Raw genomic sequence first — 25,766 nt, 5'->3', positions numbered from 1 at the left:
CAGGAATGAAAGTAACGCTGCCAGAGTTTGAACGTGCAGGAGTGATGGTGGTTGGTGATGTGATGCTGGATCGTTACTGGTACGGTCCCACCAGCCGTATCTCGCCGGAAGCGCCGGTGCCCGTGGTTAAAGTAAATACCATCGAAGAACGTCCGGGCGGCGCGGCTAACGTGGCGATGAATATCGCTTCTCTCGGTGCTAATGCACGCCTGGTCGGGTTGACGGGCATTGACGATGCAGCGCGCGCGCTGAGTAAATCTCTGGCCGACGTCAACGTCAAATGCGACTTCGTTTCTGTACCGACGCATCCGACCATCACCAAATTACGGGTACTTTCCCGCAACCAACAGCTGATCCGTCTGGATTTTGAAGAAGGTTTCGAAGGTGTTGATCCGCAACCGCTGCACGAACGGATTAATCAGGCGCTGAGTTCGATTGGCGCGCTGGTGCTTTCTGACTACGCCAAAGGTGCGCTGGCAAGCGTACAGCAGATGATCCAACTGGCGCGTAAAGCGGGTGTTCCGGTGCTGATTGATCCAAAAGGTACCGATTTTGAGCGCTACCGCGGCGCTACGCTGTTAACGCCGAATCTCTCGGAATTTGAAGCTGTTGTCGGTAAATGTAAGACCGAAGAAGAGATTGTTGAGCGCGGCATGAAACTGATTGCCGATTACGAACTCTCGGCTCTGTTAGTGACCCGTTCCGAACAGGGTATGTCGCTGCTGCAACCGGGTAAAGCGCCGCTGCATATGCCAACCCAGGCGCAGGAAGTGTATGACGTTACCGGTGCGGGCGACACGGTGATTGGTGTCCTGGCGGCAACGCTGGCAGCGGGTAATTCGCTGGAAGAAGCCTGCTTCTTTGCCAATGCGGCGGCTGGTGTGGTGGTCGGCAAACTGGGGACATCCACGGTTTCGCCGATCGAGCTGGAAAACGCAGTACGTGGACGTGCAGATACCGGCTTTGGCGTGATGACCGAAGAGGAACTGAAGCTTGCTGTAGCGGCAGCGCGTAAACGCGGTGAAAAAGTGGTGATGACCAACGGCGTCTTCGACATTCTCCATGCCGGGCACGTCTCCTATCTGGCAAATGCCCGCAAACTGGGTGACCGCCTGATTGTCGCTGTGAACAGCGATGCCTCCACCAAACGGCTGAAAGGGGATTCCCGCCCCGTTAACCCTCTCGAACAGCGTATGATTGTGCTGGGTGCACTGGAAGCGGTCGACTGGGTGGTGTCGTTTGAAGAAGACACGCCGCAGCGCTTGATCGCCGGGATCTTGCCAGACCTGCTGGTGAAAGGCGGCGACTATAAACCAGAAGAGATTGCCGGGAGTAAAGAAGTCTGGGCCAACGGCGGCGAAGTGCTGGTGCTCAACTTTGAAGACGGTTGCTCGACGACCAACATCATCAAGAAGATCCAACAGGATAAAAAAGGCTAACCGGAAAGCGTTTCACAGATCTCGCTTCGTACCTGGCAGGCCTATTGACGCTGTTGTTTTTTCAACCTAGAGTAAAGGAACAAGGGTAAGGGAGGATTTCTCCCCCCTCTGATGAGTTGTTAGTAAGTCGGGAAACTTAACAGTAACAACACAACCAGTATGATGACGAACTTCATCATAACCCTTTCCTTCTGTAAGGCCCCTTCTTCGGGAGGGGCTTTCCCGTTTCAGCCCCTTGCTGACTCCCCGATTGTTGATGAGCGCCGGACCCCGCGCAACGCTTTCCCTGAGGCAGTTTTGCCTTCCCCGAGTGGTCACGCAAAACGCTGCAACAGCCTGATCATTTGCACCTTTTAGCGGAACGCAGATATAAAAAATCCCCGGCTTTTTGGGCCAGGGATATGTGTTAATGAAACCTTCTTGACGCTGATTTTTTTTCAACCTAAAGTAAAGGAACAAGGGTGAGGGAGGATTTCTCCCCCCTCTGATTGGCTGTTAATAAGTGGCGAAACTTACAAGTAACAACACAATCAGTATGATGACGAGCTTCATCATAACCCTTTCCTTCTGTAAGGCCCCTTCCTCGGGAGGGGCTTTCCCGTTTCAGCCCTTTGCTGACTTCCCGATTGTTGATGAGCGTCAGACCCCGCGCAATGCTTTCCCAGAGGCAGTTTTGCCTTCCCCGAGCGGTCACGCAAAAGGCTGCAACGACCTGAGCATTTGCAGTTTTTTGCGGAACGCAGATATAAAAAATCCCCGGCCTTTTGGGCCAGGGATGTTCATAGTTGAAAATTTATTCTACGTTTTCTGCGACGGGAGTTGTTGAGGTTAAGGGTGAAGTCAATGCCGCCAGTGAGCCGCCTGAAACGCCAATTTCATTGAGCAAGGAGTCAATCAGTGGTGCCTGTGTGCGGTAAGAGAGTGCGGCTGATAATGCCTGTTCTGCCAGGTTTCCGCCACTAACGCTGCCTGATGCCGCATTCCCCGCAGCACCACCTCGGTTTAATCCATCGACCTGAATAATCTTGATGCCGTCGATAGACTTCATCGGCTCAACGGATTTCTCTATTACTGCAGGTAACGACTGTAATAGCGCCAGTTTGAATTTAAGGCTGGTTTGTTCATCAGAAAGTACGTTGATAGCGTCGTTCAGCGCACGTTGCGCTTCTGCTTCCGCCAGACCCTTTTTACGCGTAGCTTCGGCTAACTCAACGATTGCCGCCGCCTGCATCTCTGCGGCTTCTTTCTCTGCTTTCGCCCGCACGGTCAGTTCAACCGCTTTGGTTTCTGCATCCTGCGCGGCAGCGATTAGGGCAACTTGTTTAGCACGATCGGCTTCTGCGGTCTGGCGAGTTGTTTCTACGTTTTGCTGGGCGCTTACCGCTTCTGCAAGTGCAAGGTTGGCACGCGCTTCCGCTTGTGACTGCTGTTCCGATTTGGCGGCAATAGCGATCGATTTCGTCTGGTTGGCGATTTCGGTGACCTGCTGTTGTTCGATCTCTTTAATGCGAACTTCACGTTCAGCTTCAACTTTTCTGGAACGGACGGCCTGTTCGCGGTCGATTTCCGTTTCCTGAATCTGTCGTTCAGCCAGAATTCGCGTCTGCTCTGCTTCCCGACGACGCTCGGCCTCAAAAGCCGCAATTTTCGCATTCTGCTCAGCGGTACGGGTTTTAACCTGCTGCTCCTGCTCAAGCGTCATAAACGCTTCTTGTTGTTCAATCTCCAGCTTCCGCGAAAGTGCATCACGGTTTTTCTCACGCACCGCAACTTCTACATCCTGTTCAACTTCGTTACGTTCGCGACGACGGCGCTCCGTCTCCTGCGTCAGCTTGGTTAAACCTTCGGCGTCAAAGGCGTTGTTAGGATTGAAATGTTCTTTCGACGTCTGGTTAAAGTTGGTAAGTGAAACGCTTTCCAGTTCCAGGCCGTTTTTCGACAGATCTTCAGCAACGGTATTTTGTACGCCCTGCACGAAGTTCTCGCGGGTATCCTGTAACTCATGCATGGTCATTTGTGCAGCTGTTGCACGGAGGGCATCGACAAATTTATCTTCAACCAACATACGTAAGTCTTCAGGCGACAGGGTGCGTTGCCCCAGCGTCTGGGCGGCGGTGGCAATACCTTCTACTGAAGGTTTTACCCGCACAAAGAAAGCGACAACGACATCGACGCGCATACGATCTTTCGTAATCAGGCTATCAATGGTTGAGCGGCTGACTTCCAGCTTCAGAGTATTCATATTGATGGGGATTATTTCATGAAAGATCGGCATCACGATTGCGCCACCGCTCATTACCACTTTTTGCCCACCTAAACCAGTACGAACAAAAGCTTGCTCTGCCGAAGCGCGACGATAGAGCCTGGCGAAAATAATTCCAATAATAAACAGAATGCATACGGAAATAATCGCGGTAAACATCCAGGAGGGCACAGAATTAACAATATCATCCATTATTAAATTTCCTTTTGATTAATAAATTACAATATTTGGGGCCAGGGATTGTTTTCCGCCAAATATCGCGTTGCAGAAAGTCGGCAAATAATTAACACTTTGTCTCCTTTAGTGAAACTTTTTCCTTCTTCAGGCTCTAGTAGTAAATAATGTATTTGGCCAAATTGATCGGTGAGTTTTCCTTCGCAGGGATTACCTGAAGTGGCCTGATGACCGGTAATTAACGCCATGCTACCAATATATTCTTCTTCTGTAATAGCTGAACTATGGTCGCGTGGAATCCAGGGCGCAACTATTTTACCGGTATAATGCACCGCAATAATCGTAAACAGTAAACTGACAGGAACCACGAACAGGTTCGAAAGTGGTGATTGCCAGACCATGAGGCAGGCATGCTGCAACAGGATGCCAATAAGACCAAAAAAACCAGCCAGTAAGCAAAGAACGACGAGAGCTGGCAATCTTCCGATATTGAGATAATGAAGTGCCTGGCTAATATGACCTGTGGTTATGGAATCATAATGGTCAAGATGTGCATCAAGTGCACCGGAGATCATGTGACCGCAGATAAGCGCAAAAATTTCTAAAAGGCCGATCAACAGTACAAAGGAAATAGCGAAAAGATAAGGGGTGTTATAGTCGGCGAATAAAATCATATGTCACTCCAATGTCCATTTAGTGACGCAATATTTACTTTGGGATAGTTTCCTTGCTTACATTTATCTTTGTTAATAATAACACATGTTAGATAAGTTCTGGAAGAGAAAGTCTTTTAATATGGTTTTTTATTTTTTCACTAAAAAGTGTGATCGGGGACAATATATTTACGCACGTTATGTTTAAAGGCACTACACTGATTGGGGAATACTGAAATCAGAAAAAGCATATGGCCTTAAAAGGTATGCGATAACCGGAGGATGTGCTTATGGATCATAGTCTTAATTCTTTAAATAATTTCGATTTCCTGGCGCGTAGTTTTGCCAGAATGCACGCAGAAGGTCGCCCGGTCGATATTCTGGCCGTTACTGGTAACATGGATGAAGAACATAGAACCTGGTTTTGCGCACGTTATGCCTGGTATTGCCAACAGATGATGCAAACCAGAGAACTTGAATTAGAACACTGATATTACGGGCCGTCTGGCCCGTTTTTGTGTTGCTTTATTCTGCTTTATCAATAGGCGGGATAGCCGGAGGAGATTGAAGATCTGCTACCGAATTATTGCGCGCTTCCAGTTCACTGATGCGCTGCTCCAGTAACGCCAGTTTTTCACGAGTCCGTAACAGGACTTGCGTCTGAACGTCGAATTCTTCGCGGCTTACCAGATCGAGACGCGTCAGCTGCGCTTGTAGGGTTTGGCGGATTTTTTTCTCCACATCTTCCCCGAACTCCCTGATTCCTTTAGGCATTGATTCGTGAACCTGGCGAGCGATTTGCTCAATTTTTTTCGGGTCAATCATTGTAGTTTCCCTGTACTGATAGGTGTTGAGTGCCATTGTAGTGCGATAAGGGTAAGTCATAAACCAGAATTATGTGAAGCTATGCGTTGCTGCCGCTAATCATTAGCGTTATAGTGAATCCGCTTATTCTCAGGGCGGGGCGAAATTCCCCACCGGCGGTAAATCAACTCAGTTGAAAGCCCGCGAGCGCTTTGGGTGCGAACTCAAAGGACAGCAGATCCGGTGTAATTCCGGGGCCGACGGTTAGAGTCCGGATGGGAGAGAGTAACGATTCTGTCGGGCATGGACCCGCTCACGTTATTTTGGCTATATGCCGCCACTCCTAAGACTGCCCTGATTCTGGTAACCATAATTTTAGTGAGGTTTTTTTACCATGAATCAGACGCTACTTTCCTCTTTTGGTACGCCTTTCGAACGTGTTGAAAATGCACTGGCTGCGCTGCGTGAAGGACGCGGTGTAATGGTGCTTGATGATGAAGACCGTGAAAACGAAGGCGATATGATCTTCCCGGCAGAAACCATGACCGTTGAGCAGATGGCGCTGACCATTCGCCACGGTAGCGGTATTGTTTGCCTGTGCATTACTGAAGATCGCCGTAAACAACTTGATCTGCCAATGATGGTAGAAAATAACACCAGCGCCTATGGCACCGGTTTTACCGTGACCATTGAAGCGGCTGAAGGTGTGACTACCGGTGTTTCTGCCGCTGACCGTATTATGACCGTTCGCGCAGCGATTGCCGATGACGCAAAACCTTCTGATCTGAATCGCCCGGGCCACGTTTTCCCACTTCGCGCTCAGGCTGGTGGTGTACTGACGCGTGGCGGCCATACTGAAGCGACTATTGATCTGATGACGCTGGCAGGCTTTAAACCGGCTGGTGTGCTGTGTGAGCTGACTAATGACGATGGCACGATGGCGCGTGCACCAGAGTGCATTGAGTTTGCCAATAAACACAATATGGCGCTCGTGACTATTGAAGACCTGGTGGCTTATCGTCAGGCACATGAGCGTAAAGCCAGCTGAAAACCGCTGCTTAATTTACTGCCTTAATCAAGAAACCGAAGTTGTAGCAGGCTTCGGTTTTTATTTTTCCCTGCTATGCAAGATGTTAATTCCGCTTCTCTTTCTATGAGAAAATTTCATTAATATCAGGCATTCTTTTTCATTATGATCAAAATCATATAATTGTTCCGTTATTATGCGACCATATGAATATATCCGAAAAAGGATATGTGAAATTTATGCGCTAAATGTTTAGTATTGTTAAATATTAAGGGTAAAAGGATGTTTATCGCCTGGTACTGGATTGTATTGATTGCTCTGGTTGTGGTGGGTTATTTCCTGCATTTGAAACGTTATTGTCGGGCGTTTCGCCAGGACAGAGACGCACTGCTTGAAGCGCGGAACAAATACTTAAACAGTACGAGAGAAGAGACAGCCGAAAAGGTAGAATAAGGCTTTCGTGAAGCTGGCAGAAGTTGTCCATGCGCTGGACAACTTCTGATGTTGTTTTTAACCAATTCCCGCCGTTTGTAGCAGCACTAAACTGAATCCCATCACTGACATTCCACATAGTACGCCATAGCTGGGGTTATTATTAGGGTCAATCTCTTTGGCGAGCGGCATTAATTCATCAACCGAGAGCGCCACCATAATTCCTGCAACCGCCGCCATGATTGCCGCCATGACCACCGGGGAAATCATGCTACCGAGGATTAACCACGCCAGCACACCACCAAGAATTTCTGCCAGTCCAGAAATCCCCGCCCAAAGAATCGCGGTGCGTTTAGACCCCGTTGCCGCGTAAACCGGGCCTGCAACCGCCAGACCTTCAGGAATATTGTGTAACGCAACGGCCAGTGCGATGCCAAAGCCCAGCTCCAGGTTGCTGCTTGCTGTAACAAAGGTGGCAATCCCTTCCGGGAAGTTATGCAGACTGATACCGAGAGTGAGCAGAATGGCTGTGCGCTTGATCGATTTTGGCAACGGCTGCACCGATTTTTGCATTAAATCCTGCGGATGCGCATGTGGCAACATGCGGTCCAGGCCAAAATAGCCAAGCAGACCGAAGATAAACATTCCATAACCCAACACAGGCGACATTCCTTCAGCTGCTAGTGCGGCAGGAAGCATTTCCATTAATGAGATGAGCAACATGATCCCCGCCGCAAATCCTAGCGAAAACGCCAGTAAGCGGTTCGAGGGTTTTTGCCCGAGAACGCCGAGAAACGCGCCAATAAACGTGGCTGCCCCCGCCAGTATGGTCAGAATGAGAGGTACTGACATCGACAACTCCTTATAAATCTTCACCTTCAGGCAGATCGTCAAAATAACTGATGATCATCATCATTGTTATCCGGGTTCTTACTCCGCCGAACAAGCGTATTGTGAGGATATCAAAATGACACCTTTAGTTAAGGATATCATCATGTCTTCAACACGTATGCCAGCATTGTTTTTAGGTCACGGTAGTCCGATGAACGTGCTGGAAGATAATTTGTATACCCGCAGCTGGCAGAAGTTGGGGATGACATTGCCACGCCCGCAAGCGATTGTGGTGGTTTCGGCTCACTGGTTTACCCGTGGAACAGGAGTGACCGCGATGGAGACGCCGCCCACGATTCATGACTTTGGTGGCTTCCCGCAGGCGCTGTACGACACGCATTATCCTGCTCCGGGTTCGCCTGCGCTGGCACAGCATCTGGTTGAGCTGTTAGCGCCGGTCCCGGTGGAGCTGGATAAAGAAGCCTGGGGCTTTGACCACGGTTCCTGGGGAGTGCTGATTAAGATGTACCCTGACGCCGATATCCCGATGGTGCAGTTGAGTATCGACAGTAGCAAACCTGCCGCCTGGCATTTCGAAATGGGGCGCAAACTCGCGGCGCTGCGTGATGAAGGGATAATGTTGGTCGCCAGTGGCAACGTGGTGCATAACCTGCGTACAGTGAAGTGGCACGGTGATAGTTCACCGTATCCGTGGGCGACGTCGTTTAATGAGTATGTGAAAGCGAATCTGACGTGGCAAGGGCCAGTGGAACAACATCCTCTGGTGAATTATCTCGACCATGAAGGTGGCGCGTTATCGAACCCAACGCCAGAGCACTATCTGCCGTTGTTGTATGTCTTAGGGGCGTGGGATGGGCAGGAGCCAATTACCATTCCTGTCGATGGTATAGAAATGGGCAGTTTAAGTATGCTGTCGGTGCAGATAGGTTAATAAAAGAACCCGAAGCCAGAACGACTGGCTTCGGGTGTTGCTGAGTTAGCCTCTGATGATTTTAAGCGCCCATGCGCCACTCATAATGACCAGCAGCACCAGACACATACCAAAAGCCAGCATACAAGCCTGAGCCATATTCATAAAATGCCATGGTGGTAGCAGATACCAGCCTTCAGATTGCTGATACATTTCCACAAACCACTGTTGCGTGCTGCTCAGTGTGACGCCATCAGGAACGATTGGTGCGTCATAGCCACAATCCCCGGTAGGCTTGAACCAATTTGGTGCCCACTGTGCCAGCGGCAGGTTAAAGGGAAAAGTTGGATCGGTAGAGCAACCCTGTACGCCAAACAGTGAATCGGGATCCGGATTATGTACTGCATGGTGGATATCGTTCAGTTTGAGCGAAAACTTCAGTCCCAAAATGCTGCCGTAAAATGCCATCACGCAGCCAATTAGCTTTAGGATGATGTTCTTTGGGTTGATCGCTGCAACCAATCCTCCAATAACCATCACAAACATGGCGTAGCGAATGTATACACATTGCTCACAGGGTGCCATGTAGAGATAGATCTGGAAGAAAGAGTGCGCCAGGATAATTAACGCGCCCATCGCAATGGCCATTAACAACCACAAAAAACGTTGTTCTTGCCATCTTACCAGCGTGTCCACCGGTGAAGTGCGAAGGTCTTTCCACATTCCCTTAATACCCATAGCCTGTTTCCCTGTTATTTGCTTGCTAACTCGCGGATAAGGTCTGCCATTGAGTCAATAGATTTAATACTCTTGGTGTAGATCAGGTATTTACCATTGACGACATACGCCGGAACGCCCTGGATTTTTGCAACTTCATAAGAGGCTTTCCATTTTTCCAGCGTTTCCTGAACTGCAGGCTCTTTCAGCGCGGCTTCAAAATCGGCCTGACTCATACCTGCGGCGTCCAGTCCGGTTTTGATAAAGGCAGCCGGATCTTTACCATCAGACCAGCGTTCTTTTTTGTCATGATAAGCCGCGTAATAAGCAAACTTGGCTTTCTTAAACTGAGAGTTAGCATCAAATAATGAAATACCTGCTGCTTTATCTTTATTGATCAAGACCGCAAAGACTTCGCTTGCTTGTTTGCCGTATTCACCTTTTGTTTCCAGATGGAATGGAGTAAAAGCAACGATATCTTTCACTTTTTCCGATACCGGACCGGTAACCGCTTTGTCGTACTTGTAACAGAACGGGCAGGCGTAGCTAAATACCTTAATCAGCGTTTTGTCGGCATTCGGAATAGGTTTTTCCAGAACCATGTAATCCGTGCCTTCGGTAAATGCAGAAGCGGTAAATGAAACAGCCAAAGCTGCGGTAAGCAGTATGGTTTTAAATAGTGATGAGATCCCTAATTTCGACATTTTTATTCCCTTCTTAATTATTTGAACATCTGTTGTGGACGGACTAACAGTGCACGATAGTGAGTCTGATTGGGTTTATCTGACAGCACGTCGATTTCCACTTTCACTTCTTTGGTTTTGTAATCGATTTCGTTCAACTTACCGACGGTTGGCTGCCCGACATCGAACAAATGAATAGAACCACCGAAGCCAAACATGGTGTTACGGTCGGCTTGATATTCAATGATGGAGGTAATCGGGCTATAGAAATCGTAGCCACGTTCTTTACCGTATTCCCACACTTGCTGAACGGTGCCTTTCTTCTCATCAATCTTATATTCCACAAAGCGGGAGTATTTCATGGTTGGTAAGGCAGGTTGTTCCAGATGACGCCCATCGCCATTATCAAAAATCGTGAGCGTTCCTTTGCTGGAAATCCAGGCGGTATGCTGGGTGTAGGTAAAGTCGAAGTCTGAGTTTTCGCACAGGCCATTTTCGTTACAGGTAATTGGCTTACCGTTAGCATCAACCGGTTTCAGCAGCTTGCTGGCCAGCGGTTTTTCCCAACCTTTAGAGGGCGCAAGGATCCATTTCACTTGCTTATCACGACCAATTTTCACAACACCCTGGTGGCGAGAGGAGAGGATGATTGAGTCATCTTTTGCGTCATAGGCGATTGAGTTAACGTGCGCCCAGTTACGACCTGGCCCTACACCCAGCGCGTCGCCGAACGGTGTATCTGGTTCCAGTTTTGCCTGTTGTCCTGCATGGGCAAGGTCAACGTTAACGCAAACTGCACCTGCATCCAGCGCGCCGAGCAGTGCATCGCGTTTCGGATCGAGGATCTTGGTCAGATCCCATACATCGACAACGCGACCAGATTTATCGACTTCGAGAATATGGTCACGAATGGTGGTGACGTGTACGCCGTCATCGCGACGGTAATTGCTCTTACCTACGCGCAACAATACTGTGCCATTAGGCGTCTCAATGGACTCATGAGTGGCGTCAGCAAATCCGCGCGGTAGTTTGTGATCTTCGAGCACCTGCCCCATCATGTCGAACTCGTACCAGTGCTGACCTTGTACAGCGGTAAAGGTGCCGCGTGGCGTTTCGCGGATACCCATCAGATAACCACGCTTGTTGATATCGCGGTCACGACCATCGTAGAAAGTGTCTTGATCCAGCCACCAGCGGTATTCACCTTTGGTATCGACGATGAAAGTAAAGGGCGCGATATCAAAAGGTAGTGCGCCGGTTGCCGGACCCGCATCAAGGATACCGGCATTTTTATCTTTCTCACCATGCCAGTGGAGATCGGAACCTTGGGCGGTAAAGGTGTGGGTATTAACCAGATAGAGGCGATCTTCAAAACCCGGTGCGACTTTAATAACTTTGGTCTGTTGTAAATCGGAGATAGAGCGGTTATCCATGTAATTATTGACGATGGCCGAAGTGTGCACCACATAATCATCTTTCATGACCTTGCCGTTTTCTTTCCACTCAACGGTCACTTTGTTAGCAAATTTCTGATAAAGACCAAAAATCGGTACACCATCATAAGTTTTTAGTGATTCCTGACCCACGGGATAGCTGATTTCTACGCCTTTTTCGCCCTTCCCATGGACGGTAACTTTGACATCAGAAATGACATGGCTATCTAAGTCAACCAAAGCGGTCAGTGGTGCATTGCCGTAGGGATCGACAATGACCGCACCCAGTTGCCCGGCAGGTGGTGCGGGTTTAAAACCTGCTGCCATCACCCCCGGTGCTGACAAACCCAGAGTTATCGCCACAGCTCCGGCTACCAGAGTTTTTCTATATTTATCAAACATGGATATATCTCCTTATATAACGCAAATATATAATAATGATGAATATCGACTGTTGAGGTGGTGCTAATAAATTTGTTTTGTGAATTAAAATGTATTAATAATAATCGTTATGAATATTTTTTACTGGTTTTAGATTTTTTGTATTTCTCTGTAACAAATATTTTCTTTTGGTCGATACTAGGTGGGCAATATATCAATAACAATATTCAATATTGTGTAGTGTGATCCCAGCGACATTGTTTTTTAATTATTAAATCTATTTCTGATGCGGTGTTGGATATAAATAAACTTATAAAACAATAGGTTACCAAGTGATTTTATTGATTAATTTAATTACAGTATCGCTTACATATGACGATTTAATATTAAATTAGGAATTAATGTTAAATAAAAGTGATGGATGTGATTGATTATATATAGATGGGGGTGATGATTTGCGAAGTATAATAAATTGCCCCGGTAAACGGGGCAATATTGAACAGTATTACTCAACAAAAATATGCGGATAAAACCGAGACATATCCTGGGTGATCAATGCACGGTCTTCACGAATGCCAATTCCGGCAGGTTGATCGTTCACCAGCCAGCTACCAATCAGCATATAGCTGTCGCCGAATTTCGGTAACGGGTGGAATTGCTGAACAATCATCCCTTCTTCGCCATACGGACCTTCCGCTGCTTCAATGGTTTTGCCGTTCTCAATGATCGACACGTTTGCGCCTTCACGGGAGAAGATCGGTTTAACCACATATTTTTCCATTTGCGGATGATCATCTTCCGCAAAATAAGCAGGCAGCAGGTTCGGGTGATTCGGGAACATCTCCCACAGTAGCGGCAGAAGCGCTTTGTTGGAGATAATGCTCTTCCACGCCGGTTCCAGCCAGCGTACGCCTGCATCCTCCAGCTTGGTGGAGAACATCTCACGCAGCATAAATTCCCACGGATACAGCTTGAACAGGTTAGAAATCACCTGATCCTGTAAATCCGTGAACTGACCTTTTTCGCCTAAACCGATATCGTCGATGTAGAGGAATTCAGTAGCGATTTCAGCTTCTGTCGCGCAGTCCTGCAAATACTGAATGGTTCCGCGATCTTCCACCGTGTCGCGACAGCAGGTGAGATGCAGCAACTGGAAGCCATACTGTTCACGCAGCTCGACAAAGCGATCGATCAGCTTCTCTTGCAGACTGTTAAACTGGTCGCTGCCTTCCGGCAGGTTACCGGCGTTAAGCTGATCTTCCAGCCAGATCCACTGAAAGAATGCGGCTTCATACAGTGACGTTGGCGTATCGGCGTTATTTTCCAGAAGTTTAGGCTCGCCAGTACCATCCCACGCCAGATCAAGACGCGAATAAAGCGATGGCTGGTGAGTCAGCCATGACTGGCGCACAAAACTCCAGGTGTGTTTTGGAATGCGGAATTTGGTCATCAGCTCATCGCTGGCGATCACTTTTTCAACCACTTTCAGGCACATCTGGTGCAGTTCGGCGGTGACTTCTTCCAGCTTTTCAACCTGGGCGAGGGTCAACTTGTAGTAAGCATCTTCACACCAGTACGGTTCGCCGTACATGGTGTGAAAATTGAAACCGTATTCGTGGGCTTTTTCGCGCCAGTCCGGGCGCTCGGTAATACTGACTCTTTCCATCGGTATCAGCCACCCATTGAACGAGAAGAGGTGCCGGTTGCGCTACGCTGCATAGTGCTTTGTTTGGCAACAGATTCACCAAAACCGCCACGGGTAACAGTAGTAGTGGTCGCCGGTTTTGGTGCCATTGCCGTCTTCGGTACGGTCATGGTGCGGCCTGGCTGGGCTGCGCCATAGTTTTTACCGGTCGCGTCGGTATATTTACCGTAAGCCGGGCTGGCCGGGTTTTTCGAGGAGAACAGCGGCTGCTGTGCAAATCCCGCGCCGCCGCCCATCAGACGACCCATCATGTAACCGGCCATCAGCGGCATCCAGAAACTCCCGCTGGATTGCTGGGCCTGCGCCTGGTTTTCTGGTGCCATGCCAGCCTGGGCTGGTGCCTGCTGGCACTGACCTTCACCAAATTCAGCAACACAGTCTTCACGGGTGGCGTATTTCGGCGCAGTACGTTCGGCTTCTTTCAGCGCATTGTTGTACGCGGTGGTACATTCGGCGCTTTTGCCTGGGTTTGCAGCTGAACAGTCGTCAGCATTTTGATAGAGAGACACTGTTTCATCACTCTTTTCACAGCCAGCCAGCATAAAAACAGTGGCAACCGCGAGAGCGACTGGTGTCAGATGGCGTGCGCTCCAGTTTTTGCGGAACGATGCGTGGCGTATGGATTTTGTCCGTTTCATTTTTGTCTTCCGGGACCAGTGGTAAATACCCATCAGAATAGAGGATGGCTGGTCGAAATTGAAGCGAGAAGGGGGAAGAATGCGGCAGATAACCCGTATCTTTACGTTGCCTTACGTTCAGACGGGGCCGAAGCCCCGTCGTCGTCGTCAGTTACGGAAAGGGTTATGACCGTTACTGGTGGTAGTGCGTGCGGATGTTTGCTGAACGACGGGTGCCGGGCTATCAGGCGCATAACCATCAGCAATAGCATTCTGTTCCGGCGTTTGCGGGGCAACGTTTTCCGGATTAGTGGAAACCGGTTTGCTCAGCGCATTGTTCAGTGCCAGCAGATCCTGCTCGTTCAACGTACCCAGGGCTGACTTAATATTCAGCTGATTAATCAGGTAGTTATAACGCGCATTCGCCAGCTCTTGCTTGGCGTTGTACAGCGTGGTGGTCGCATCCAACACATCAACAATGGTACGCGTACCGACCGAATAGCCCGCTTCCATCGCATCTAATGAGCTTTGAGCGGAAACTACGGCTTGTTTGTAGGCGTTAATGCTACTGATAGAAGCATTAATGTTGTTGAAGGAGGAACGTACGGTTTGCACGACGCTACGATGGGCGCTTTCCAGTTGCTCACTGGCACCAACAAAGTTGTACTGGGCCTGTTTCACCTGCGAGTTAACCATTCCGCCCTGATAAATCGGCAGCGAGAAGCTCAGGCCAACTTTGTTCTGGCCCATATTGCTATCGTCATACTGGGTACCAGCGGCACCTCGGGTTTTCGAACCGCTATATGAGGTGTCAGAAATCCCGGTAGAAGCCGTTAAATCCAGAGTCGGTAAGTGACCATCCTGCGCCTGGCGAATTTGCTCGCGCGCCAGGTCCTGGCTCAAGCGTGCCTGTAACAGCGACAGGTTGCGTTTTTCGGCTTCTTTCAGCAGCGCGTTAACCGGCTGTGGTTTGTCGGTTTTAAAGTTTTCGACATTCAGCGCCGCCAGTTCCGGATAGTAGTTACCGGTGATCTGGCGCAGCTGCTCTACCGCGTTATCAAGGTTATTACGTGCGGTCACTTCGTTCGCCAGCACGGTATCGTACTGTGCGCGGGCGTTCTGCACGTCAGTGATCGCTACCAGGCCCACGTTAAAACGTTGGGTGGTTTGATCTAATTGACGGTAGATCGCTTCTTTTTGCGCCTGTGTATAGGAAAGAACGTCAATAGCATTCAACACGTTGAAATAAGCGGTCGCGGTGTTGAGGATCAAGGTTTGTTGATCGGTCTGATACGTGACGTCCTGAATCCCAGCTGCTTTTTCCTGCAGCGTTAACGCACGCCATTTCGACATATCAAAAATGGATTGAGTTAACTGCAGGGACGCACTGGTCGCGTTAGAGTTGATGCCGTTCGCGTCGCGGTAGCCGTTGCTATAGGTGTAATCTGCACCTAAACCTAGCTGTGGCAGTAATGGACTGCGCGCTTCATTAATTTTTTCAAAGGCAGCATCACGATCGGCGGCAGACTTACGCAATTCCGGGTTACTAAGGCGTGCTTGCTGATAAACTTGCATCAGGTTCTCGGCCTGGCTCAACGAACTGAACCCAGAGAGGCTCAGGCCGATAAGAATGGGGAGCAATTTCTTCATTTGCATTCCTTGTGGTGAAGCAGTATTTAGCGCGATCAAACTGTAAAATTATTGCGGATTCTAGCAGAAGCCGCTACCGCAAAAGGTTGGCGTTACGTGCCATAGGGCGTTAATGTGCCTCAATTTAACACATGACTGCTCAAACGGCAGTCAAACGTCGCTGAAATTCACATTTAATTCACTATTAGTGCCAGGACATTAACAATGCTTAAGCCAGACAACCTGCCCGTTACATTTGGCAAAAACGATGTAGAAATTATTGCACGAGAAACACTTTATCGCGGCTTTTTTTCATTAGATCTTTATAGATTTCGTCATCGTCTATTCAACGGGCAAATGAGTCATGAGGTACGGCGGGAAATTTTTGAGCGCGGTCACGCCGCAGTCTTGCTACCCTTTGACCCAGTGCGTGATGAAGTTGTGCTGATTGAGCAGATTCGGATTGCCGCGTACGACACCAGCGAAACCCCCTGGCTACTGGAGATGGTTGCCGGGATGATTGAAGAGGGTGAAAGTGTGGAAGATGTTGCCCGTCGCGAAGCGATTGAAGAGGCGGGACTGATAGTCAAACGGACCAAACCGGTGTTAAGTTTCCTGGCAAGCCCGGGGGGCACCAGTGAGCGTTCGTCAATTATGGTGGGCGAAGTGGACGCCACGACCGCAAGCGGTATTCACGGTCTGGCTGATGAAAACGAAGATATTCGCGTTCATGTGGTAAGCCGGGAACAGGCATACCAGTGGGTAGAAGAGGGGAAAATCGACAACGCAGCGTCGGTCATCGCTTTGCAATGGCTGCAGCTGCATCATCAAGCGTTAAAAAATGAGTGGGCATAAATGAAGCGTTACACACCTGACTTTCCTGAAATGATGCGCCTGTGCGAGATGAACTTTTCACAATTGCGCCGTTTGTTACCGCGCAATGACGCACCCGGCGAAACTGTAAGCTATCAGGTGGCAAACGCACAATATCGGCTGACGATTGTGGAATCGACCCGATACACTACCCTGGTGACAATAGAACAGACTGCGCCCGCGATCAGTTACTGGAGCCTTCCGTCAATGACGGTGCGTCTGTATCATGACGCGATGGTGGCTGAAGTGTGTTCAAGCCAGCAGATTTTTCGCTTCAAAGCGCGGTATGATTATCCTAATAAAAAGTTGCATCAACGCGACGAAAAGCATCAAATTAATCAGTTTTTAGCGGACTGGTTGCGATACTGTTTAGCACATGGAGCGATGGCGATTCCGGTTTATTAGCGTCGTGAAACCTAAGGACACCATTTGGAAAGCCTGTTAACCCTTCCTCTGGCTGGTGAGGCCAGAGTCAGGATTTTACAAATTACCGACACTCACCTGTTTGCGCAAAAGCACGAAGCCCTGTTGGGGGTAAACACCTGGGAAAGCTACCAGGCGGTGCTGGAGGCGATTCGGCCACACCAGCACGAATTCGACCTGATTGTCGCGACAGGTGATTTAGCGCAGGATCAATCCTCTGCGGCCTATCAGCATTTCGCTGAAGGCATTGCAAGTTTTCGTGCGCCCTGCGTCTGGCTGCCGGGCAACCACGATTTCCAGCCCGCGATGTACAGCGCGTTACAGGATGCGGGTATCTCCCCGGCGAAGCGGGTGTTTATTGGTGAGCAATGGCAAATCCTGTTGCTGGATAGCCAGGTGTTTGGCGTGCCGCACGGTGAGCTGAGCGAGTTTCAGCTTGAGTGGCTGGAACGTAAACTGGCCGATGCGCCAGAACGCCATACGTTGCTGCTGCTGCATCATCATCCGCTACCTGCGGGTTGTAGTTGGCTTGACCAACACAGCCTGCGTAACGCGGGCGAACTGGATACCGTGCTGGCGAAGTTTCCGCACGTCAAATACTTGCTGTGCGGTCATATTCATCAGGAGCTGGATCTCGACTGGAACGGTCGCCGCCTGTTGGCAACGCCATCGACCTGTGTGCAGTTTAAGCCGCACTGTTCCAACTTTACGCTGGATACCATCGCGCCCGGCTGGCGTACTCTCGAGTTACATGCTGATGGCACGCTGACCACCGAGGTGCATCGCCTGGCGGACACACGTTTCCAACCTGATACCGCTTCAGAAGGCTACTGATGTCTATGCTTCTTTATTTACACGGTTTCAACAGCTCGCCGCGCTCTGCAAAAGCGAGCTTGTTAAAAAACTGGCTGGCGGAACATCACCCTGACGTTGAGATGATCATTCCGCAGTTGCCGCCGTATCCTTCCGACGCGGCAGAACTGCTGGAATCCATTGTCCTGGAACATGGCGGCGATTCGCTGGGTATTGTCGGTTCGTCACTGGGGGGATATTACGCCACCTGGTTGTCGCAATGTTTTATGCTGCCCGCAGTGGTGGTAAACCCGGCGGTGCGCCCGTTTGAACTGCTGACGGACTATCTCGGTCAGAACGAGAACCCCTACACCGGGCAGCAATATGTGCTAGAGTCACGCCATATTTACGATCTCAAAGTCATGCAGATTGACCCGCTGGAAGCGCCGGATTTGATCTGGCTGCTGCAACAGACGGGAGATGAAGTGCTGGATTACCGCCAGGCGGTGGCGTACTACGCTTCCTGCCGCCAGACTGTCATAGAAGGCGGCAACCACGCATTCACGGGCTTCGAAGATTATTTCAACCCGATCGTCGATTTTCTTGGTCTGCACCATCTCTGACGATCAACTCGAATTGCTAACTTAAACCATGACGCAAACTTATAACGCTGATGCCATTGAGGTACTCACCGGGCTTGAGCCGGTTCGCCGCCGTCCGGGGATGTATACCGATACCACTCGCCCTAACCATTTGGGGCAAGAAGTTATTGATAACAGTGTCGATGAAGCACTGGCGGGTCACGCAAAACGCGTGGATGTAATCTTACATGCTGACCAGTCGTTAGAAGTGATTGACGATGGGCGCGGGATGCCGGTGGATATTCACCCGGAAGAGGGTGTACCGGCGGTTGAACTGATTCTTTGCCGTCTGCATGCAGGCGGTAAATTCTCTAACAAAAACTACCAGTTCTCTGGCGGCCTGCATGGCGTGGGGATTTCGGTAGTTAACGCCCTGTCGAAGCGCGTAGAAGTTAACGTACGCCGCGATGGTCAGGTTTATAACATCGCCTTTGAAAATGGCGAAAAGGTGCAGGATTTACAGGTTGTCGGCACTTGCGGTAAGCGCAATACCGGTACCAGCGTGCACTTCTGGCCGGATGAAACCTTCTTTGACAGCCCGCGTTTTTCTGTTTCACGCCTGACACATGTGCTGAAAGCCAAAGCGGTACTGTGCCCTGGTGTTGAGATCACCTTTAAAGATGAGATCAACAACACCGAACAGCGCTGGTGCTATCAGGACGGTCTGAATGATTACCTGGCGGAAGCGGTAAACGGTTTACCGACGCTGCCAGAAAAACCGTTTATCGGTAATTTCGCTGGCGATACTGAAGCGGTGGACTGGGCGCTACTGTGGCTGCCGGAAGGCGGTGAACTGCTGACCGAAAGCTACGTCAACCTGATCCCAACGATGCAGGGTGGTACGCACGTTAATGGCCTGCGTCAGGGCCTGCTGGATGCGATGCGCGAGTTCTGTGAATATCGCAACATTCTGCCGCGCGGCGTGAAGCTGTCGGCGGAAGATATCTGGGATCGCTGCGCCTATGTGCTGTCAGTAAAAATGCAGGATCCGCAGTTTGCCGGGCAGACCAAAGAACGTCTCTCTTCGCGTCAGTGTGCGGCATTCGTTTCTGGCGTGGTGAAAGATGCCTTCATCCTGTGGCTGAACCAGAACGTTCAGGCGGCGGAGCTGTTGGCAGAGATGGCGATTTCCAGCGCCCAGCGTCGTATGCGTGCGGCTAAAAAAGTGGTGCGTAAAAAGCTAACCAGCGGCCCGGCGTTGCCTGGCAAACTGGCTGATTGTACCGCGCAGGACCTTAACCGTACCGAGCTGTTCCTTGTGGAAGGTGACTCCGCAGGCGGATCTGCCAAGCAGGCGCGCGATCGCGAATATCAGGCTATCATGCCACTGAAAGGTAAGATCCTTAACACCTGGGAAGTCTCCTCCGACGAAGTGCTGGCTTCGCAGGAAGTGCACGATATTTCGGTAGCGATCGGTATCGATCCTGACAGCGACGATCTGAGCCAGCTTCGTTACGGCAAAATCTGTATCCTCGCGGATGCGGACTCTGATGGTCTGCACATTGCCACGCTGCTCTGCGCTTTGTTCGTAAAACACTTCCGCGCGTTGGTGAAACACGGTCACGTTTACGTCGCACTGCCACCGCTCTACCGTATTGATCTCGGGAAAGAGGTTTATTACGCGCTGACGGAAGAAGAGAAAGAGGGCGTACTTGAGCAATTAAAACGCAAGAAAGGCAAGCCGAACGTCCAGCGTTTTAAAGGTCTGGGGGAAATGAACCCGATGCAATTGCGTGAAACCACGCTTGATCCGAACACTCGCCGTCTGGTGCAGTTGACTATCGATGATGAAGACGATCAGCGTACTGACGCGATGATGGATATGCTGCTGGCGAAGAAACGCTCGGAAGATCGCCGCAACTGGTTGCAAGAGAAAGGCGACATGGCGGAGATTGAGGTCTAATAATCCTCCCGCCAGAAGAATAAAACATAGCCCGGTATACAAGTGTATACCGGGCTTTTTTGATCAAAATTCCATTTTCACCGTGAATTGCACTTCACGCGGATCGCCAATCTGATTCCCCAGATTATTTGTGGCGATGGAAGAGGTGTAATACGTTTTATCAAACAGGTTTTTGACGTTTAATTGCAGTGTGACCGGATACTGCAATTTCATTTTGTATGCGGCGAAGGCATCGGCAACGAAATAGCCTGGCAGATAATAGTCAGCCCCATTGGTTGCCGAACGACGGCTTACGCCATGTCCACCACCGCCAAACGTCAGTGTGTTATTGCCTGGCATGTTATGAATGTCATAGGTCAGGAATAGCGAACCGGTATGACGAGGAACATTCGGCAATGGTTTCCCTGCATAATCAGGATCTTCCAGAACCTTAGCATCGGTATAGCCGTAGCTGGCAATGATATTAATGTTTTCAGTTAATGCTCCCGCAAGGTCGACTTCTACCCCTCTTGAACGAACGCGGCCTGCCGTTTTGGCGATGGTTTCATCACCAATACTTTCGGTATACAACACGTTACGTTTATGGATATCAAACAGCGCAATATCTGCGGTTATACCATCGAACAGCTCGAATTTTGCCCCGACTTCGTAAGCATTAGATGATTCCGGTGGAAGATCGCCAATGTAGCTGGCAATTGACGATTGCGGCATAAATGTTTGCGAATAATTAGCAAATAAGGATACCGATGGCGTCAGTTTGTAGACCAACCCCAGTTTGGGAGTCCATTGTTCATCGCGGCTGTCAGTATTGACATTAAAAGGACGGCCTTTACCCGCATACTGCGTGTAATACTGATAGCGGATCCCGGCGACGGCAATCCAGTTATCGGTCAGATAGAGCGCGTCCTGTGCATACGCTGAGTAGCTCTCCTGTTTGATCGTCTGATCACTGTCCGACGCCGAAACCGTTGTACATTTGCTGGTATTACCATAAACAGGGTTGTAGATATTGAAATCTTTAGCTTTTTTACAGCGAATCATATCTGTGCGCAGAAGATCATAATATTCATATGACACCCCACCCAGAATCTCATTATAGAACCCAGCAATATCAACATTCCCTTGCAGATCCGCACGAGTAGAATGCATACGCTGGGTAGATCCCTGAGTTGCATCAACACGCCGTGTCAGCGTTCCTGTCGTTGCATCATACGCGGTAACACGAGCCTGATTATCGCCGTATTTATCCTGGCTGTAGCTGTAATCAAAGCGCGCTGTCCACTGGCTATTGAGATGATATTCTGCGTTGAGTTGCGCCAGATCGGACTGACCATCTGTAATATTAAACGGTTCGTCAAAACGTATTTTTCGATCAACGTTTACGGGCTGTTTCGTCGTAAGGTCGAAAATCGTTCCACGATCGAACGGAGTTTTATAGTCCCGATGGGAATAGAGCATGGTTACTGTTGCATTATCACTAAACCAGGTGAGTGACGGGGCAATAAATGTACTGCGCTCTTTACCGAAGTTTCGCCAGTAATCTTCATCCTGCACTTCCCCCGTCAGGCGGTATGCCAGCTGAGTGCCTTCAATGGGACCTGTGATATCAAGTTGCCCAGTGCCTCCGCCAAAACTGGAGGACGTGGCTGAGACAGAACCATGGAATGTTTTTTCCGGGCGCTTGGTCACGACGTTAATCAATCCACCAGGATCGAGAATGCCATACAGCGTGGAGGCCGGACCTTTTAGCACTTCCACACGTTCTGTGGCGGCGTTGAAACTGCGAGGAAGTACAGTTCGCAGGCCGTTGGTCATGATGGAGCCATCCCGGTTAGCACCAAACCCACGACGTACAAAGGCGTCCTGAGTTCCGCCTAATGTATTGGTCTGTACCACGTTACTGACGTTATAAAGCGCTTCATCCAGCGTCGTCGCATTCTGATTTTCCAGAACCTGATCGCTAACCGTATTGACCACCTGCGGGATATCCAGCATCGGCATATCGGTTAATGTCGCCGTGGAAGTGCTCAGAGGTTGATAACCATCGGTCGCCTCAGTTGCGGTATTTGCATCCGCTGTAACAGTGATTGTTTCGCCATCTTTGGTCGTTGCAGTGTCGGTTGCATGAATCATTGGTGCTGCAAAGAGCAGTGAAAAGAGCGCCCGACCTTTGATTCCTGAGAATGAAGGTGTGAACTTAGCCATTTAGTCTGTTATCCCAAAAACTCACGGATTGTCGTGAGTGAAAATTGTTTCTTGTTGCTCACTAAGCACTATCCGTTTGTTATTTCACCATCGGATATGTAATTGAGAATCATTCAACCATGCGGTGATGTAGTAGTAAATGAGAAATAACAAAAAATTGCTACATGTGTTTTTATGAGAGGTTAATGCAATTCAATTGATGATAATTTATTAATATTTAATGGTTTTATTTTTATCTTTAAAAATATTTCACCTGTTATTTACCTTGTTTTTGTATGGCTTTTAACTTCTTGACTACTACATTTTGTGGCGTCAAACTCTCAAAGGAGAATGAGTTTTATTTTTGTTTGTCTTTGATTAAGTTGGCGTACACGTGGCACATAACGCAAAAGGGCAGGGGCTGATCCTCGACAATGTTTCTGCCGGGTATCACAAGAAAATCATTGTTGATGGTGTTTCTTTCTCCGTTCCCACAGAAAAAATGACCGTTCTGGTTGGGGCAAACGGCTGTGGAAAGTCGACGTTGCTCAGCACCATTGCACGTATCTTGCAACCTATGGGCGGCTCGATATTGCTGGATGGTAAAGCGATTCACGAGCAACCAACGAAAGCGTTATCCCGTAGACTTGGGATCTTGCCGCAGTCGCCATTATTGCCGGAGGGCTTAACCGTTTATGAACTGGTGTCGCGTGGGCGTTTTCCCTGGCAGAATTTCATTCGTCAATGGAGCGACGCCGACGAGCAGGCGGTAGAAGAGGCCCTGAAATTAACCGGTACGCAGGAGTTTGCACATCTACCTGTTGAAAAACTTTCTGGTGGGCAGCGCCAGCGTTGCTGGATTGCGATGGTGTTGGCGCAAAAGACGCCTTATATCCTGCTGGATGAACCCACAACCTGGCTTGATTTACGTTATCAGGTTGAAATTCTTGAGTTATTACATGATTTAACGCGTCATCACGGGCGTACAGTCGTCGTGGTGTTGCATGATCTGAATTTTGCCGTCAATTATGGTGATACGTTGATATTTTTACGCCAGGGGAAAGTGGTGCGTGTGTTGAATGAGGGGGAGCATTGCACGCCTGAGCTGGTAAAAGCTGTCTTTGACGTTGATGTTCACGCATCAATAAATTCTCTGACGGGAAAGCCGTTCTTCATGCCGTTTCGTGGTGTAGAAAAAGTATGATGCGCACAGGGCTGGTTACTTTAATTTTCCTCGCCTTACTGCTGGTGGGATGCGTGGTATATCCAGGGATTGGTGCCCGATTTATTGCACCACAAACGGTGTTGCAGGCATTTCTTCATTTTGAACCGCAAAACTTCGATCACAACGTAATTGTAAGACTCCGTTTGCCGCGTTTAGCGGCAGCATTGCTTACCGGTGCTTCTCTTGGAGTTGCTGGTGCTTTGTTGCAGGCTGTCATTCGTAACCCATTGGGGGAGCCACATATTTTAGGCTTAAATGCCGGAGCCGCTCTTGCTGTCGTTGCTGCCACTGCGCTTGGGCTGGCCTTTCCGGTTGGACGGCCACTGCTGGCATCTACGGGCGGCGCGTTATTGTTCCTGTTGATATTGCTGCTTTCCTCCGCAGGGCGTTCAGGGTTAACGCCAATGAAAGTTACTTTATGCGGCGTGGCGCTATCGGCGTTCGTGTCCTCAATAACGGCTGCAATCCTGATTCTTGACGAACAAACACTGCTGGCGATGCGGACATGGCTAGCAGGTGATTTAGCGGGGCAGGATTGGGTGACGCTGGGTACGTCCGCCTGGTTTTCTCTGGGGGGATTTGTGTTAGCCATTTACCTTGCGCCCTCTCTTAACATGTTGGCACTGGGTGATCGCATAGCGCAGGGGCTGGGCGTCTCGGTACTCCGCACGCGAACATTCACCCTGCTTGCGATCGCGTTGCTCTGTGGCGCAGCCGTATCGATTGCTGGCCCCATTGGTTTTGTCGGTCTGCTAGTACCGCAGATTGTCAGGCGTCTGGTATCTGCGGATCTGCGCGTTCTGCTCCCTCTTTCAGCTTGTGTCGGTGCCTTACTGCTATTACTGGCAGATATTATTGCCCGGACGCTTTTCACGCCCCATGAGCTGGCGACCGGTGTCATGACGGCGTTAGTTGGTGCGCCCGTTTTTGTCATTATGGCGACGAGGATGTTCAAATGAGTCGGATAATGAACGTCGGGCTACGTCCACTACGTGTTGGTAAGTTTTCGACACTGGTACGCCCTAAAAATCTGGTGTTGCTTGGTGGGCTGTTTCTGTTTGCGGTTGGAATACTGATATTCGGTCTGATGCATGGTTCTTTTTCTGTCCCAGCATCGGAAGTAGGACGAGCGTTGTTTGCTCCAGAAAACGTAAGCACAGACGCACGTTATATTGTGCAGGATATTCGCTTGCCGAGAGTCATCATGGCATTGCTATGCGGAGCCATGTTAGGTATGGCGGGGGCCGCGATGCAATCCATTGCGCGTAACGGCCTTGCCGATCCTGGTTTAATCGGCGTCAAAGAAGGATGTAGCGTGGCGGTGCTGTGGCTGATTTTCCAGTTTCCAATGCTGGGAATGTTCTGGCGTCCAGTGGCTGGTCTTGCTGGTGGCTTGTTGGTGGCTTTAATCGTGATTTTTTGTGCACGCGATATTTCCCGCCCGCGATTTGTTCTGATTGGTATTGGTGTTTCCTGGTTTTTCGCCGCCGGTATCGGTGTATTTATGACCACTGCAGATGTTCGAGATGTACAAACTGCATTGATGTGGTTATCGGGAAGCCTGCATGCAGCTAACTGGATGTTAGTCGGTATTTCAGCCTGTTGGATGTTGCCAGCCGCTCTTTTATTGCTGTTCACCGCCAGGACGGCGGATATCGCTCTGCTTGGTCATCAGGTTGCAACCGGGTTAGGGGTGAATAGTTCTCGTCTGGCGTTGTTACGTGTCGCCGCACCCATAATCCTGACAGCCGTCTGCGTTTCGTGTGTTGGTAACATCGGTTTTGTCGGATTGATAGCACCCCATATATCACGTTTTATTCTACGTGGCGGGCAGACGACATTACTGCTGGGGAGCGCCGTATCGGGGGCGTTGTTAGTCATCCTGGCGGATAGCATTGGTCGTTTGGCTTTTTTGCCTTTGCAACTGCCTGCCGGAATCATTATTTCATTGATTGGTGGACCATTCTTTTTGCTACTGCTCTGGCAGCGCAGGAACAGTTTTTAAC

At 49.7% G+C, this 25,766-nt stretch carries 26 protein-coding genes and 1 riboswitch; of the genes, 13 read left to right on the top strand and 13 right to left on the bottom strand.

Going from position 1 to position 25,766, the window contains the following annotated elements; all coding sequences use genetic code 11:
- Positions 1–5: 5 nt before the first annotated feature.
- Positions 6–1,439 (top strand): bifunctional D-glycero-beta-D-manno-heptose-7-phosphate kinase/D-glycero-beta-D-manno-heptose 1-phosphate adenylyltransferase HldE, encoded by a 1,434-nt coding sequence (hldE, locus tag ACJHYD_RS10030; protein WP_000869178.1) that lies wholly within the window; start codon positions 6–8, stop codon positions 1,437–1,439.
- A gap of 119 nt (positions 1,440–1,558) precedes the next feature.
- Here hldE and ibsE read toward each other — a convergent pair whose 3' ends face one another.
- From ibsE to ACJHYD_RS10010, 4 genes are all read right to left on the bottom strand, one after another.
- Entirely contained in the window at positions 1,559–1,618 is a 60-nt protein-coding gene (gene ibsE / locus ACJHYD_RS10025; protein WP_001387082.1) for a type I toxin-antitoxin system Ibs family toxin, read from the bottom strand.
- 316 nt (positions 1,619–1,934) lie between these two features.
- Positions 1,935–1,994, bottom strand: a complete 60-nt coding sequence (locus ACJHYD_RS10020; RefSeq protein ID WP_100249717.1) for a type I toxin-antitoxin system Ibs family toxin — start codon at positions 1,992–1,994, stop codon at positions 1,935–1,937.
- A 238-nt stretch (positions 1,995–2,232) separates the two neighbouring features.
- The gene (locus ACJHYD_RS10015; RefSeq protein ID WP_001551668.1) at positions 2,233–3,894 is read right to left on the bottom strand and encodes a flotillin family protein; all 1,662 of its coding nucleotides are present in this window, start codon (positions 3,892–3,894) and stop codon (positions 2,233–2,235) included.
- Between the two features lie 26 nt (positions 3,895–3,920).
- On the bottom strand, positions 3,921–4,550 hold the full coding sequence (locus ACJHYD_RS10010) for an OB-fold-containig protein (protein WP_001551667.1): 630 nt from the start codon (positions 4,548–4,550) through the stop codon (positions 3,921–3,923).
- A 269-nt stretch (positions 4,551–4,819) separates the two neighbouring features.
- Between ACJHYD_RS10010 and glgS the strand changes: the two genes are divergently transcribed.
- The gene (gene glgS / locus ACJHYD_RS10005; protein ID WP_001296424.1) at positions 4,820–5,020 is read left to right on the top strand and encodes a cell surface composition regulator GlgS; all 201 of its coding nucleotides are present in this window, start codon (positions 4,820–4,822) and stop codon (positions 5,018–5,020) included.
- A 34-nt stretch (positions 5,021–5,054) separates the two neighbouring features.
- On the opposite strand, the gene ubiK is transcribed toward glgS, so the two are convergent.
- Positions 5,055–5,354 (bottom strand): ubiquinone biosynthesis accessory factor UbiK, encoded by a 300-nt coding sequence (gene ubiK / locus ACJHYD_RS10000; RefSeq protein ID WP_001298379.1) that lies wholly within the window; start codon positions 5,352–5,354, stop codon positions 5,055–5,057.
- Positions 5,355–5,475: 121 nt separating this feature from the next.
- Positions 5,476–5,624, top strand: a riboswitch (FMN riboswitch).
- A gap of 103 nt (positions 5,625–5,727) precedes the next feature.
- Between ubiK and ribB the strand changes: the two genes are divergently transcribed.
- Complete coding sequence (gene ribB, locus ACJHYD_RS09995) at positions 5,728–6,381, top strand: 3,4-dihydroxy-2-butanone-4-phosphate synthase (RefSeq protein ID WP_001551665.1); 654 nt, start codon at positions 5,728–5,730, stop codon at positions 6,379–6,381.
- Between the two features lie 261 nt (positions 6,382–6,642).
- Positions 6,643–6,813 (top strand): protein YqiD, encoded by a 171-nt coding sequence (yqiD, locus tag ACJHYD_RS09990; RefSeq protein ID WP_000469266.1) that lies wholly within the window; start codon positions 6,643–6,645, stop codon positions 6,811–6,813.
- Between the two features lie 57 nt (positions 6,814–6,870).
- Here yqiD and zupT read toward each other — a convergent pair whose 3' ends face one another.
- Positions 6,871–7,644, bottom strand: coding sequence for a zinc transporter ZupT (zupT, locus tag ACJHYD_RS09985; RefSeq protein ID WP_001295627.1), 774 nt, complete (start codon positions 7,642–7,644; stop codon positions 6,871–6,873).
- A gap of 142 nt (positions 7,645–7,786) precedes the next feature.
- On the opposite strand from zupT, the gene ygiD reads away from it, so the two are divergent.
- Positions 7,787–8,575, top strand: coding sequence for a 4,5-DOPA dioxygenase extradiol (gene ygiD / locus ACJHYD_RS09980; RefSeq protein WP_001445835.1), 789 nt, complete (start codon positions 7,787–7,789; stop codon positions 8,573–8,575).
- A 45-nt stretch (positions 8,576–8,620) separates the two neighbouring features.
- Here the strand turns inward: ygiD and dsbI are convergent, their stop codons facing one another.
- The 6 genes from dsbI to tolC all read right to left on the bottom strand — a co-directional run bounded on the left by dsbI (position 8,621) and on the right by tolC (position 15,740).
- Positions 8,621–9,292 (bottom strand): protein-disulfide oxidoreductase DsbI, encoded by a 672-nt coding sequence (dsbI, locus tag ACJHYD_RS09975; RefSeq protein WP_000511501.1) that lies wholly within the window; start codon positions 9,290–9,292, stop codon positions 8,621–8,623.
- 14 nt (positions 9,293–9,306) lie between these two features.
- Positions 9,307–9,975: a thiol:disulfide interchange protein DsbA/DsbL gene (locus ACJHYD_RS09970; RefSeq protein ID WP_000040021.1), complete on the bottom strand. Its 669-nt coding sequence runs from the start codon at positions 9,973–9,975 to the stop codon at positions 9,307–9,309.
- Positions 9,976–9,992: 17 nt separating this feature from the next.
- Complete coding sequence (locus ACJHYD_RS09965) at positions 9,993–11,789, bottom strand: aryl-sulfate sulfotransferase (protein ID WP_001551664.1); 1,797 nt, start codon at positions 11,787–11,789, stop codon at positions 9,993–9,995.
- A gap of 484 nt (positions 11,790–12,273) precedes the next feature.
- Entirely contained in the window at positions 12,274–13,434 is a 1,161-nt protein-coding gene (locus ACJHYD_RS09960; protein WP_000442860.1) for a glutathionylspermidine synthase family protein, read from the bottom strand.
- A gap of 5 nt (positions 13,435–13,439) precedes the next feature.
- Positions 13,440–14,111 carry a DUF1190 family protein gene (locus tag ACJHYD_RS09955; protein ID WP_000831543.1) on the bottom strand — a complete coding sequence of 224 codons (672 nt, stop codon included), beginning with the start codon at positions 14,109–14,111 and terminating at the stop codon, positions 13,440–13,442.
- A gap of 147 nt (positions 14,112–14,258) precedes the next feature.
- Entirely contained in the window at positions 14,259–15,740 is a 1,482-nt protein-coding gene (gene tolC, locus ACJHYD_RS09950) for an outer membrane channel protein TolC (protein WP_000735278.1), read from the bottom strand.
- A 204-nt stretch (positions 15,741–15,944) separates the two neighbouring features.
- On the opposite strand from tolC, the gene nudF reads away from it, so the two are divergent.
- The 5 genes from nudF to parE are packed head-to-tail and all read left to right on the top strand — an operon-like array spanning position 15,945 to position 20,351.
- The gene (gene nudF / locus ACJHYD_RS09945) at positions 15,945–16,574 is read left to right on the top strand and encodes an ADP-ribose diphosphatase (RefSeq protein ID WP_000917117.1); all 630 of its coding nucleotides are present in this window, start codon (positions 15,945–15,947) and stop codon (positions 16,572–16,574) included.
- Positions 16,575–16,997 (top strand): DUF1249 family protein, encoded by a 423-nt coding sequence (locus tag ACJHYD_RS09940; protein ID WP_000833393.1) that lies wholly within the window; start codon positions 16,575–16,577, stop codon positions 16,995–16,997.
- A gap of 24 nt (positions 16,998–17,021) precedes the next feature.
- Complete coding sequence (gene cpdA, locus ACJHYD_RS09935; RefSeq protein WP_000444747.1) at positions 17,022–17,849, top strand: 3',5'-cyclic-AMP phosphodiesterase; 828 nt, start codon at positions 17,022–17,024, stop codon at positions 17,847–17,849.
- Positions 17,849–18,430: an esterase YqiA gene (gene yqiA, locus ACJHYD_RS09930; protein ID WP_001551663.1), complete on the top strand. Its 582-nt coding sequence runs from the start codon at positions 17,849–17,851 to the stop codon at positions 18,428–18,430. Before cpdA ends, yqiA begins: the two co-directional genes overlap by 1 nt.
- Positions 18,431–18,458: 28 nt before the next feature.
- Positions 18,459–20,351, top strand: coding sequence for a DNA topoisomerase IV subunit B (parE, locus tag ACJHYD_RS09925; RefSeq protein ID WP_000195296.1), 1,893 nt, complete (start codon positions 18,459–18,461; stop codon positions 20,349–20,351).
- A gap of 63 nt (positions 20,352–20,414) precedes the next feature.
- Here parE and ACJHYD_RS09920 read toward each other — a convergent pair whose 3' ends face one another.
- Positions 20,415–22,556: a TonB-dependent siderophore receptor gene (locus tag ACJHYD_RS09920; protein WP_001551661.1), complete on the bottom strand. Its 2,142-nt coding sequence runs from the start codon at positions 22,554–22,556 to the stop codon at positions 20,415–20,417.
- A gap of 373 nt (positions 22,557–22,929) precedes the next feature.
- On the opposite strand from ACJHYD_RS09920, the gene ACJHYD_RS09915 reads away from it, so the two are divergent.
- The 3 genes from ACJHYD_RS09915 to ACJHYD_RS09905 are packed head-to-tail and all read left to right on the top strand — an operon-like array spanning position 22,930 to position 25,765.
- Entirely contained in the window at positions 22,930–23,739 is an 810-nt protein-coding gene (locus tag ACJHYD_RS09915; RefSeq protein ID WP_000940876.1) for an ABC transporter ATP-binding protein, read from the top strand.
- Complete coding sequence (locus ACJHYD_RS09910; RefSeq protein WP_001551660.1) at positions 23,736–24,719, top strand: FecCD family ABC transporter permease; 984 nt, start codon at positions 23,736–23,738, stop codon at positions 24,717–24,719. The genes ACJHYD_RS09915 and ACJHYD_RS09910 overlap by 4 nt, the downstream gene beginning before the upstream one ends.
- Positions 24,720–24,727: 8 nt before the next feature.
- Positions 24,728–25,765, top strand: coding sequence for a FecCD family ABC transporter permease (locus ACJHYD_RS09905; RefSeq protein WP_001490512.1), 1,038 nt, complete (start codon positions 24,728–24,730; stop codon positions 25,763–25,765).
- Position 25,766 lies beyond the last annotated feature (1 nt).

This window comes from Escherichia sp. WS1368 (assembly GCF_046487485.1).
Lineage (GTDB): Bacteria > Pseudomonadota > Gammaproteobacteria > Enterobacterales > Enterobacteriaceae > Escherichia > Escherichia coli.
Note: the sequence above shows the minus strand (reverse complement) of the source record. Positions and strands in the feature narration are given on the sequence as shown.